This is a genomic window from Pyxidicoccus trucidator, assembly GCF_010894435.1.
Lineage (GTDB): Bacteria > Myxococcota > Myxococcia > Myxococcales > Myxococcaceae > Myxococcus > Myxococcus trucidator.
This window is the reverse complement of the sequence record NZ_JAAIXZ010000002.1, coordinates 15,458-27,206: the sequence shown is the minus strand read 5'-3', so window position 1 is coordinate 27,206 and position 11,749 is coordinate 15,458. Positions and strand designations below refer to the sequence as shown.

Sequence of the window (11,749 nt, the reverse complement as noted above, 5' to 3'; positions counted from 1 at the left end):
CCGACTACAGGGCCTCGGGGCTACGGCTGCGTCTCTGCCATGGCGGCGCCCGAGGGCTTCACCTCGGAGAACACGCCATCGGCGAGCTTGTACTTCGTGCGCTCGGTCGTCTTCAGCGTCTTGCCGGCTTCGTCCTCCTCGGTGTTCGTGCGAACCACCGTGAGGCCCTGCTGCTTCGGCTGGAAGGAGACCTTGTATGAAGAGTAGGTGGGCGAGTCCGACAGGCCGCCCAGCTCCAGGGCCAGCTTCGCCTTGCCGAGCACGCCCTTCTTCTTTCCCGGCACCGTGTAGCTCACGTACGCGGTGCTGAAGTCGCCGCACGCCTCGGGCGACGAGTCCACCTGCACCAGCGCGAGGCCCGCCGTCTTCGACGAGACGAGCTTCGCCTTCGCCGGGCCTCCGTTCACACTCAGGTAGGCCTGGCCGGCGGGAGAGACATCCACGCTGCTGACGCGGCGGGGCGGCTTCACGTTGGGCTCCAGGACGCGGACGCGAATCTTGAAGTCCGCGCTCATCACCACCGTGGCCACCTCCTGCTCCCCGTCGCCGTCGAAGTCCCCCTCGAAGCGGAAGGGCGTGAGGGTGTTGCCGAAAATCCAGCCCGTGAAGGGCTGGTCGTCCTCTGTGCCCGGAGTGCCCTTCGTGTCCAGGTACGTCACCTGGTACCAGTGGTTGACGTACTCCCCCACCTTCAGGCGCTCCTCGCCGCGCTTCAGCACCTGCACGGGGGAGCCCAGCATCAGCGTGGTGACGACGGCCGCGTCGGCGGCGGGCGACTGGCGGAGGTTCGCCTCGTCCACGCCCACGAAGAGGCTCGCCTGCTTCCCGGTCGGCTCGAACTGCGTGAAGTCGTAGCTCTCCAGGGTGCGCTTCGACGCGTCCGCCCCTTCCTCCAGGGACGCGGCGGTGTAGTGGACTTCGGGCTCGGGCGTTTGGGAGAGGACCAGCGACAGCAGCAGGGCGGGCGTCATGCGAAGCCATCCAGTGCGGGAGGTGCCGCCGTTATCGCCCGTCCGCACGCGCCGTCCAAGAGGGCTCGGTATTCCCGTGGAAGGGCGCGCGGCCGGAGGGTGACAGGCGGGTGTCCGGGAGGCAGCCCAGGGGGCAGCGGCCCGTAGGGCGGACACACACCTCGGGTGGCCGCCTTCGGTTTGCCTCGCTATCTGAATGAAGCTTTGAGCGCCTCCTATCCCTTCCAGGACAGACCGCCGCTCATCACGGTGACGCCGCAGGGGCTGTACTGCGCCCCGGGTGACTTCCATATCGACCCCTGGCGCCCCGTGGAGCGGGCCCTCATCACCCACGCGCACGGGGACCATGCGCGAAGTGGCAGCCGCCGCTACCTGGGCGCCCGGGCAGGCGAGGGGCTGCTGCACCGGAGGTTGGGCGCGGACTCGCCCATCGACACGCTGGAGTACGGCGAGCGGCTGTCCATCAACGACGTCACCGTCAGCTTCCATCCCGCGGGCCACGTGCTGGGCAGCGCGCAGATTCGCATCGAGCACAAAGGCGAGGTGTGGGTCATCTCGGGCGACTACAAGCGCGCGCCGGACCCGACGTGCGCGTCCTTCGAGGTGGTGCGCTGCAACACCTTCATCAGCGAGGCCACCTTCGGGCTGCCCATCTACCGCTGGGACGACACGCGGCTGGTGGCGGAGGACATCCTGGGGTGGTGGGACGCCAACCGCGCGGTGGGCCGCGCCTCGGTGCTGTTCTGCTACGCGCTGGGCAAGGCGCAGCGCATCCTCGCGGAGCTGGCGCGGCTGACGGACCGGCCGGCCTACGTGCATGGGGCCCTCAACAGTCTGGTGGCCGTGTACCGCGAGGCGGGCGTGCACATGCTTCCCACGCAATTGGTGTCGGAGGTGGAGAAGGGCACGTCCTTCGCGGGCGCGCTGGTGCTGGCACCGCCCAGCGCGGGGGGCTCCACGTGGATGCGCCGCTTCGGCGAGTACGAGACGGGCTTCGCGTCCGGGTGGATGCGGGTGCGCGGCAACCGGCGGCGGCGCGGCTTCGACCGGGGCTTCGTGCTGTCGGACCACGCGGACTGGCCGGACCTCCTGCGCACGGTGGCGGAAACGCGCGCGGAGCGGGTGCTGGTGACGCACGGCTACACGGACCCGCTGGCGCACTACCTGAGGGACAACGGCGTGGACGCGGCGCCCCTGGCCACGCCCTTCGAGGGCGAGGCGGAGGACTGACGCGTGCGGCGACTGGCGGACCTCTACGAAGCGCTGGACCAGACCACGTCCACCAACGCGAAGGTGGACGCGCTGGCGCGCTACTTCAAGGAAGCCCCGCCCGAGGACGCGGCCTGGGCGCTGTACTTCCTCACGGGCCAGAAGCTGAAGCGGCTGCTCACCACGAAGCTGCTGGTGGGCTGGACGCAGGAGCTGACAGGCATCCCCGGCTGGCTCTTCGAGGAGGTCTACGCCTCCGTGGGCGACCTCGCGGAAGTGATTGCCCTGCTGCTGGACGGCCTGGAGCGCCCGCCCGGGCCCGAGGAGTTGCCGCTGTCCGTCTGGCTGGAGCAGCGCCTGCTGCCCCTGCGGAACCTGGACGCCGCCGAGCAGCGTGAGCGGGTGGTGTCCTGGTGGAAGGCCATGCCCCGGCGGGAGCTGTTCCTGCTCAACAAGATGCTCACAGGAGAGCTGCGCGTGGGCGTCTCCGCCACGCTGGTGGTTCGCGCCGTGGCCCAGGTGGCGGGGCTGCCGCCGCCCAGCGTGGCGCACCGGCTGATGGGGACGTGGACGCCCACGCCGTCCTTCTTCCGGCAGCTCGTGTCGCCGGATGTCTCGGACGGGCACAGCTCGCGGCCCTACCCCTTCTATCTGGCCTCGCCGCTGGAGCAGCCGCCGGAGGCGCTGGGCGACCTCGCGGACTGGCTGGTGGAGTGGAAGTGGGACGGAATCCGCGGCCAGCTCATCCGCCGCCAGGGCGGCGTGTACCTGTGGAGCCGGGGCGAGGAGCTCATCACCGAGCGCTTCCCCGAAATCTCCGAGGCCGCCGCCGCGCTGCCGGAGGGCACGGTGCTGGACGGCGAGGTGCTGGCCTATGAGGACGGAAAGCCCCTGCCCTTCGCGCTGCTCCAGCGCCGCATCGGCAGGCAGAAGCTGACGCCCAAGGTGCTCGCGGAGGCCCCCGCCGCGTTCATCGTCTATGACCTGCTGGAGCTCGGCGGGAAGGACGTGCGCGAGCTGCCGCTGCGCGAGCGGCGCGCGAAGCTGGAGGCGCTGCTCGAGGACCGGCCCCGCTTCCCCCTCTCCCCCTCGGTGAAGGCGACCACGTGGGAGGACCTGGCGCACGTGCGAGGCGAGGCCCGCGAGCGCAACGTCGAGGGCTTCATGCTCAAGCGGCTCGACTCGGCGTACCTCACCGGGCGCAAGCGGGGCGACTGGTGGAAGTGGAAGATAGACCCGTTCACCGTGGACGCGGTGCTGCTGTACGCGCACCCGGGCCATGGCCGGCGCTCGTCGCTGTACACCGACTACACCTTCGCGGTGTGGAACGGCACGGAGCTACAGCCGGTGACGAAGGCGTACTCCGGCCTCACGGACGAGGAGATTGGCCGGCTGGACCGGTGGATTCGCGCGCACACGAAGGAGAAGTACGGGCCGGTGCGCTCGGTGGAGCCCGAGCAGGTCTTCGAGCTGCACTTCGAGGGCATCCAGGCCTCCCCCCGTCACAAGTCGGGAGTGGCGCTGCGCTTCCCCCGCATCGCCCGGTGGCGCACGGACAAGAAGCCCCAGGACGCGGACACGCTGGACACCCTGAAGGAGCTGCTCCATGCCGGCGGGTAGGTCGCGAACCCTGAGGGCGCAGATTGCGCTGCGGAGGAAGGCGCTGCGCTCCGGCGGCGGAGGTGGCGGCGCGCCGGCCATGCAGGGCCCTCCCGCGAAGAAGCGGCGCACGGTGAGACGTCGCCGGGCCGCGGCGAGCACTGACGCCACCCCTCAGACGGGCACGCCCATGGAGCGGCTGCGCGGCTGGTTCACGTCGAAGGGGTGGACGCCCTATGCCTTCCAGGAGGAGGCCTGGGCCGCCTACGCGCGCGGCGAGAGCGGCCTCATCCACGTGCCCACGGGCGCGGGGAAGACGTACGCGGCCTATGTCGGCCCGCTGGCGGACGTGGCGGAGCGCGGCCAGAAGGGGCTCCAGGTCCTCTACGTGACGCCGCTGCGCGCCGTGTCGCGTGACGTGGAGAAGGCGCTGCTGGAGCCCCTGCGCGTGCTGGACTCGGACATCGACGTGGAGAGCCGCACCGGCGACACGTCGTCCTCGGTGCGCCAGCGCCAGCGTGAGCGGCTGCCCGAGGTGCTCATCACCACGCCGGAGTCCCTCTCCGTCCTCCTGTCCAATGAGCGGGCGTCGGAGCTGTTCGCCTCGCTGCGCTCCGTCATCGTGGACGAGTGGCACGAATTGCTCGGCTCCAAGCGCGGCACGCAAATGGAGCTGGCCCTGGCCCGCCTGCGGCGCTTCGCTCCAGACGTCCGCACCTGGGCGCTGTCCGCCACGCTGGCCAACCTGGACGAGGCCGCGCGCCATGTCGTGGGCACGGGCCGCGTGCCCACGCTCGTCAGCGCGGACCTGGAGCGCCCGGTGAAGGTGGACACGCTGCTCCCCGAGTCGGTGGACAGCTTCCCCTGGTCGGGCCACCTGGGCTTCTCCATGCTGGCCCGCGTGGCCGCGTGGTTGGACCCGGAGCAGTCCACGCTGGTCTTCACCAACACTCGCTCGCAAGCGGAGCGCTGGTTCGAGGGGCTGCGCTTCGCCCGCCCGGAGTGGGAGCACCTCATCGCCCTGCACCACGGCTCCATCGACCGCGAGGAGCGCGAGCGCGTGGAGGCCGGCCTGAAGGACGGCGGGCTGCGAATCGTCGTGTGCACCTCCTCGCTCGATTTGGGCGTGGACTTCGGCCCCGTGGAGCGCGTGGTGCAGGTGGGCAGCCCCAAGGGCATCGGCCGCACCATGCAGCGCGCGGGCCGCAGCGCGCACCGCCCCGGGGCCACGTGCCACATCCTCTTCGTCCCCACGCACGCGCTGGAGCTGGTGGAGATGGCCGCCGCGCGAGACGCCATCCACCGCCGCGAGGTGGAGCCGCGCCTGCCGCCGGGCAAGCCGCTGGACGTGCTCGCGCAGCACCTGGTGACGTGCGCCATGGGCGGCGGCTTCACCCGCGAGGCGCTGCGCGACGAGGTGCGCGGCGCGGCGGCCTACGCCAGCCTCACGGACGAAGAGTTCGAGTGGACGCTCGCCCTGGTGCGCGAGGGCGGCCCCACGCTGCGTGCCTACCCGGAGTTCCGCCGCGTGGTGGAGCACGAGGGCCGCTTCATCGTCGCGGACTCGCGCATCGCCCGCCTGCACCGCCTCAACATCGGCACCATCACCTCCAACGCGGTGGTGCAACTGCGCTACTGGAGCGGCGGCCGGCTGGGCAACATCGAGGAGGCCTACATCAGCCGGCTGCGGCCCGGGGACACCTTCCTCTTCGCCGGCAAGCGGCTGGAGTTCAGCCGCTTCAAGGACATGACGGCCTACGTGAAGCCCGCGAAGGCCAAGGCCACGCAGACACCGCGCTGGAATGGCAGCCGCCTGCCCCTGTCCAGCTCGCTGGCCGCCGCCGTGCGCCGCACGCTGAACTCCGCGCGCCACGGCGACGTCACCACGGACGAGCTGTCCGCCGCCTGGCCCGTGCTGGAGGCGCAGGAGCGGCTGTCGCGCATCCCCGCCGCGGGTTCGCTCCTGGCCGAGGTGTGCGAGACGCGCGACGGCCACCACCTCTTCCTCTATCCCTTCGAGGGGAGGCTGGTGCACGAGGGGCTGGCGGCGCTGCTCGCCCTGCGCCTCACCCGGCTCCAGAAGGCCACCTTCAGCCTGTCCGTGAATGACTACGGGCTGGAGCTGCTCACCCCCGCGCCCTTCCCCTTCGAGGAGGCGCTGCGCCCCGCGCTCTTCACCGGGGAGCGGCTGGTGGAGGACGTGCTGGAGAGCGTCAACGTCAGCGAGCTGGCGAAGCGGCAGTTCCGCGACATCGCCCGGGTGGCGGGGCTGGTGCTGCCGGGGCTGCCCGGGGCGCGCAAGTCCACGCGGCAGGTGCAGGCCAGCTCCTCCCTCCTCTATGACGTCTTCCTCAAATACGACCCGGACAACCTCCTCCTCGTCCAGGCCCGCCGCGAGGTGCTGGAGCAGCAGTTCGAGCAGGGGCGCCTGGGCCGCACCCTGGAGCGCCTGGAGGTCAGTCCCGTGGAGCTCGTCCACGTGCGGAGGCCCACGCCCCTGGGCTTCCCCCTCGTCGTCGAGCGCATCAGCGCCAGCGTCTCCAATGAGTCCCTGCTGGAGCGGGTGGAGCGCCTGAAGGAGCGATGGACGCGAGAAGATGCCAGGTCCGCGTAGGCGGCACCCTCCTGGAGCTGCTCCCCGAGCGCGCCCTCTACTGGCCCGAGGCCGGGGTGCTCGCCGTGGCGGACCTGCACTGGGGGAAGACGGAGAGCTTCCAGCAGCACGGCATCCCCCTGCCGGGCGGCGTGCTGGAGGATGACCTCGCGCGCCTGTCCGCCGCGCTCGCGGCCACCGGTGCCCGCCGGCTGCTCTTCCTGGGAGACCTCATCCACTCCCGCCAGGGCCTCACCCCCACCCTCATCCAGCGGCTCGCCGTCTGGCGCGAGTCCCATGCCGGGGTGGAGCTGGTGCTGGTGCGCGGCAACCATGACCGCCACGTGAAGACGCTTCCCCCGGAGTGGCGCCTGGACGTCCGCGAGTCCCACGCTGACGAGGGCCCCTTCCGCTTCGCCCACCACCCGGAGCCCGCGCCCGGGCGCTACGTGTGGGCGGGCCACCTCCATCCCATGGTGCGCCTGAGCGGCGGGGGAGACAGGCTCCGCCTTCCCTGCTTCCATGTGGGCCGCGACGTGGGGGTGCTGCCTGCCTTCAGCGCCTTCACCGGCGGGCTCAATGTCTCCCGCCGCCCCGGCGAGCGCGTCTTCGCCATCGCCGAGCCCGCAGTCGTCGAGGTGTAGGATGAGCACCGCCAAGCGCCGTCGCGTCCTCGGCATCATCGCCACCGACATCACCTTCGAGCGCACCGAGCACCGGGGCCGCGAGGCGTGGCTGGGCAAGTGCCTCCACTGCAATGGCCACCTGGTGGTGGGCCTGGATGGCGAGCCGATCAGCCGCGCCACCATCGAGCACATCGTCCCGCAGACGGCCGGCGGCACCGACGCGCTGACCAACCTCGCCCTGGCCTGCGCCCGCTGCAACCAGGGCAAGAGCCGGCATGACGTGAAGTACCACCGTGACGCGCGCGCCCGTGAGTTGGTGGAGCGGCTGCTCGCCCGCCGCCGCGAGCGCTGGCGCGAGCCGGAGGGCGCGGACACGGAGTGAGAATCCCGCGCCGCTCATGGCGGGGATGACTTCCTCTGTCACGGCCCTTGACGCACCGTCCAACTCCACACGCTGCGTGCGCTCGGCGATGAAGGGCTCGCCACGAGGGCCACGCCCGGAGAATTGATCGCTCCGGAGCGTGCGGCTCAAACGCCCCTTCCGAGCCGTAGAAGAGAGATTCATCGTCTCCGACCCGCGACTTTCCGCCTCCGCGCGCGGAAGTGGTATCCGGCTGTCCCAACATCCGAGTCGCTACATCAGAATGGTTGACACTGCCGTGTCGATGCCCGATGGTCCCGCGCCGCGTCAGGGCTGGGATATGCAGGAGGGCCCCGCCCGCGGCACTCTCATAGAGGTCTCGTTGGACGTGACTGCTTCGGATTCCGCGCGCAAGGAGCCGCCGCCTGCCCGCCCCATCGGGGCCGGGAACGCCACTCCGCCCTTCGCGCCCGGCCACGCCCGCGCCTCCCTTCGCCCTCCTGTCACCGCTGTCGTTGAAGCCCCCTTGCCCATGGTCCTGGTATGAGCGGCCCTCTCTTCCCACGCTGGACGAACACGGTGTCGCGGCTGTCCGCCGCGGCGCTCCTCGCCGTGCCCGCCATCGGCCTTGGCGGCCTCATGGCCTACGTACGCTCGCCGTACGTCACCAACCAGCAGATGCCCGTCGAGCAGCCCATCGAGTTCGACCACCGCCACCACGCGGGTGACGAGCAGATCGACTGCCGGTACTGCCACTGGTCGGTGGAGGAGTCTCCTTCCGCCGGTATCCCCTCCACCACCGTGTGCATGTCCTGCCACGCCCAGGTGTGGAACAAGAGCCCGTACCTCGTCGAGGTGCGCAAGGCCTTCTTCGCGGACCAGCCCATTCCCTGGGTCCGCGTCCACAACCTGCCGGACTTCGTCTACTTCAACCACGCCATCCACGTGAACAAGGGCGTGGGCTGCGTCAGCTGCCACGGCCGCATCGACCAGATGGCCGCCGTCGAGCAGGCCGAGCCGCTGACCATGGCCTGGTGTCTGGACTGCCACCGCAATCCCGAGCCCAACCTGCGTCCGGCCGAGTTCATCACCTCGATGACCTGGGCTCCGCCGACGGACAAGACCGAGGCCGCAGCGCTCGGCAAGAAGCTGGCGGAAGAGTACGACGTCCACTCGCGCACGAGCTGCTCCACATGCCACCGATGAACACGAAGCGCGACGGCGCCCCGTCGCAGGACACCTCTTCCTTCGCGCTCCCGGTCGTCTCGGACCGGCCCGCCCCCGCCGCTGACGCCGTCGGTGAGGCCCTGGAGCACGCCGCCGCCAACGCCTCCTCCACCGAGACCGGCTATGGCCGGAGCTACTGGCGGAGCCTCGAGGAGAAGCTCGGCACCTCCGAGTACATGGAGGAGACGCGCCCCGAGTTCCCCGCCGGCGCGGACCTGGCCCCCTCCGGCTTCGCCCGCCGCGAGTTCATGCAGCTGCTGGGCGCCTCGCTCGCCCTGGCCGGCGCCACGGCGTGCAGCACCCGTCCCCAGGACGAGCGCCTCCTGCCGTACACCAAGACGCCGCCCGAGGTCACTCCGGGCAACCCGCTGCACTACGCGTCCGGCATGACGCTGGCCGGCAACACCTCCGGCCTGCTCATCACCGCCCGCGAGGGTCGCCCCGTCAAAATCGAGGGCAACCCGCAGCACCCCGTCAACCAGGGCGCCGCCGGCCCCTGGGAGCAGGCGTACCTGCTCTCGCTCTATGACCCGAACCGCGCCCGCGTGCTGCGGCAGGGCAAGAGCCCCCGCGCCCTGCGCGTGCTGGCCGAGGACGTGGCGGGCCTGGTGAACAAGGCCGCCGACGGTGGCGCCCGCGTGCGCTTCCTCACGGAGCCCGGCAACTCGCCGCTGATGGGCGACCTGCACAACCGCATCCTGAAGAAGCTGCCCAACGCGCGCTTCTACGGCTACACGGCGATGACGCAGGACTCGGAGTCCGAGGCCACCCGCGCCCTCTTCGGCGGCCAGCCCGTCTCCGCCCTCTACGACTTCGCCCAGGCCGACGTCGTCCTGTCCCTGGACGCGGACTTCCTGGAGGCCCGCCCCGCCAACCTGGCCTACGCGCGCCAGTTCGGAGCCCGCCGGGACCCGAAGGCCGGCTCGCTCAACCGCCTCTATGTCGCCGAGGCCCGCTTCTCCATCACCGGTGGCATGGCGGACCACCGCCTGCGTGTGAAGTCACAGGAAGTGCTCGCCGTCGCCGCCGCCGTGGCCCAGGCCATTGGCGGTCCCGCCGCCTCGCTGGCGTCCGCGGCCTCCGGCAAGGCGCAGCTGCGCGGTGACCTCAACGCCTGGGTCCAGGCGGTGGTCGCCGACCTGCGCGCCGCGAAGCCCGGCCGCACCCTGGTCGTCGCCGGTGAGCGTCAGCCCGCCGCGGTCCACGCCCTGGCCCACGCCATCAACGCGGCCCTGGGCAACGCCGGCACCACCGTGCGCTACGTGCAGGCCCCCGTCGCGGAGCCCGCCGGCCTGAGCCAGGCGCGCGCCCTGGTGGAGGACATCAAGGGTGGCCGCGTGGACACGCTGGTCATCACCACCTGGAACCCGCTCTACAACCTGCCTTCCGACGTGGGCCTGGCGGAGCTGCTCAACCCCGCCACCAACCCCAACCGCGCGAAGCTGACGGTGCTCTACACGGGCCTCTACGAGGATGAGACCAGCCAGTTCGCGGACTGGTTCATCCCCGCGGCGCACCCGCTGGAGACCTGGAGCGACGGCCGCGCGGTGGACGGCACCGTGTCCATCGCCCAGCCGCTCATCCAGCCGCTCTTCAACGGCGTGCCCGAGTCCGAGCTGCTGGCGCTCTTCCTGGACGAGCCCTACCGCCCTGCGTACCAGATGCTGCGCGAGTACTGGCAGGGTCAGGCCGGCGGCCCGGCGGACTTCGAGCCCCGCTGGGAGACGTTCGTGTCGGAGGGCATCGTCGCCGGCACCGCCTCCGCCGTGGCCACCGCCACCCCGGACTTCGGCGCCGCCACCGCCCTGGTGACGGGCTACCAGCCCCCGAAGTCCGACGGGCTGGAGCTGAACTTCGTCCACGACTACAAGCTCTTCGACGGCCGCTTCGCGAACAACGCGTGGCTGCAGGAGCTGCCGGACCCCATCACCAAGATGGTCTGGGACAACGCCGCCCTGGTGAGCCCCGCCACCGCGACGAAGCTGAAGCTGGAGCCGGGCAGCCTCGCGGAGCTGAGCTACGGCGGCAAGAAGCTGACGGTGCCGGTGTGGACGACGCCGGGCCTCGCCGACGACACCGTGACGGTGGCGCTGGGCTACGGCCGCAACGGCCTGCACGAGTCGGTGGCCAAGGGCGTGGGCTTCAACGCCAACACCCTGCGCACCGCCAGCGCCCCCTGGTTCGACGGCGGCGCGGACCTCACCCTGGTGCGCGGCAGCTACAAGTTCAGCCTCACCCAGACGCACTGGCGCATGGAGGGCCGCCCCATTGCCCTGGACATGCCGGTGTCCGAGCTGACGAACCCCTCCGTGGAGACGCAGCACATCCTCCACCGCGTGCAGGGCGAGCTGAAGCCGGGCATCCACGACAACCTGCCCGACTTCGACTACAGCAAGGGCCCGGCCAACCCCCAGGGCTACAAGTGGGGCATGTCCATCGACCTGTCGCGCTGCACCGGCTGCAGCGCGTGCGTGGTGGCCTGCCAGGCGGAGAACAACATCCCCGTCGTGGGCAAGGAGCAGGTGGGGCGCAGCCGTGAGATGCAGTGGCTGCGCATCGACCGCTACTTCGAGGGTCCCGAGAGCGACCCGAAGATGGTCATGCAGCCCGTCATGTGCGTGCACTGCGAGAAGGCCCCCTGCGAGTACGTGTGCCCGGTGAACGCCACCGTGCACTCGGAAGAGGGCCTGAACGACATGGTGTACAACCGCTGCGTCGGCACCCGGTACTGCTCCAACAACTGCCCGTACAAGGTCCGCCGCTTCAACTACCTGCACTACACGTCGGGCAAGACGTCCACCGAGAAGATGCTGATGAACCCGGACGTCACGGTGCGCAACCGCGGCGTCATGGAGAAGTGCACGTACTGCGTGCAGCGCATCGAGCGCGTGCGAATCGACGCCCGCGTCGAGAAGCGCCTCATCCAGGAGAAGGAGCTGCAGACGGCCTGCCAGCAGACCTGCCCCACGCAGGCCATCACCTTCGGCTCCCTCAACGACCCGCAGCAGCGTGTCACGCAGCTGCACGAGGACGAGCGCGCCTACAAGCTGCTGCACGAGCTGGGCACCCGCCCGCGCACCGCGCACCTCATCCGCGTCCGTAACCCCAACCCCGCCCTCGAGCCCGCCAAGACGCCGGCGGCGACCGAAGGGAGCCACTAATC

8 protein-coding genes are annotated in these 11,749 nt (G+C 70.8%); 7 read left to right on the top strand and 1 reads right to left on the bottom strand.

Annotated features, from left to right (window positions below):
• Nucleotides 1-20 precede the first annotated feature (20 nt).
• Nucleotides 21-971, bottom strand: coding sequence for an SH3 domain-containing protein (locus G4D85_RS06805; protein ID WP_164009261.1), 951 nt, complete (start codon nucleotides 969-971; stop codon nucleotides 21-23).
• A gap of 204 nt (nucleotides 972-1,175) precedes the next feature.
• Between G4D85_RS06805 and G4D85_RS06800 the strand changes: the two genes are divergently transcribed.
• The 7 genes from G4D85_RS06800 (at nucleotide 1,176) to G4D85_RS06770 (ending at nucleotide 11,747) form a co-directional block, all read left to right on the top strand.
• The gene (locus tag G4D85_RS06800; RefSeq protein WP_240359127.1) at nucleotides 1,176-2,201 is read left to right on the top strand and encodes a ligase-associated DNA damage response exonuclease; all 1,026 of its coding nucleotides are present in this window, start codon (nucleotides 1,176-1,178) and stop codon (nucleotides 2,199-2,201) included.
• 3 nt (nucleotides 2,202-2,204) lie between these two features.
• Nucleotides 2,205-3,800 carry an ATP-dependent DNA ligase gene (locus tag G4D85_RS06795; RefSeq protein WP_164009257.1) on the top strand — a complete coding sequence of 532 codons (1,596 nt, stop codon included), beginning with the start codon at nucleotides 2,205-2,207 and terminating at the stop codon, nucleotides 3,798-3,800.
• Nucleotides 3,787-6,393 carry a ligase-associated DNA damage response DEXH box helicase gene (locus G4D85_RS06790; protein ID WP_164009255.1) on the top strand — a complete coding sequence of 869 codons (2,607 nt, stop codon included), beginning with the start codon at nucleotides 3,787-3,789 and terminating at the stop codon, nucleotides 6,391-6,393. Before G4D85_RS06795 ends, G4D85_RS06790 begins: the two co-directional genes overlap by 14 nt.
• Nucleotides 6,363-7,016: a ligase-associated DNA damage response endonuclease PdeM gene (gene pdeM, locus G4D85_RS06785; protein WP_164009253.1), complete on the top strand. Its 654-nt coding sequence runs from the start codon at nucleotides 6,363-6,365 to the stop codon at nucleotides 7,014-7,016. The genes G4D85_RS06790 and pdeM overlap by 31 nt, the downstream gene beginning before the upstream one ends.
• Before the next feature lies 1 nt (nucleotide 7,017).
• The gene (locus G4D85_RS06780; RefSeq protein WP_164009251.1) at nucleotides 7,018-7,380 is read left to right on the top strand and encodes an HNH endonuclease; all 363 of its coding nucleotides are present in this window, start codon (nucleotides 7,018-7,020) and stop codon (nucleotides 7,378-7,380) included.
• A gap of 522 nt (nucleotides 7,381-7,902) precedes the next feature.
• A complete protein-coding gene (locus G4D85_RS06775) occupies nucleotides 7,903-8,565 on the top strand; it encodes a cytochrome c3 family protein (protein ID WP_164009249.1) in 663 nt (220 codons plus the stop codon).
• The gene (locus tag G4D85_RS06770; protein ID WP_164009247.1) at nucleotides 8,562-11,747 is read left to right on the top strand and encodes a TAT-variant-translocated molybdopterin oxidoreductase; all 3,186 of its coding nucleotides are present in this window, start codon (nucleotides 8,562-8,564) and stop codon (nucleotides 11,745-11,747) included. Before G4D85_RS06775 ends, G4D85_RS06770 begins: the two co-directional genes overlap by 4 nt.
• Nucleotides 11,748-11,749: the final 2 nt, after the last annotated feature.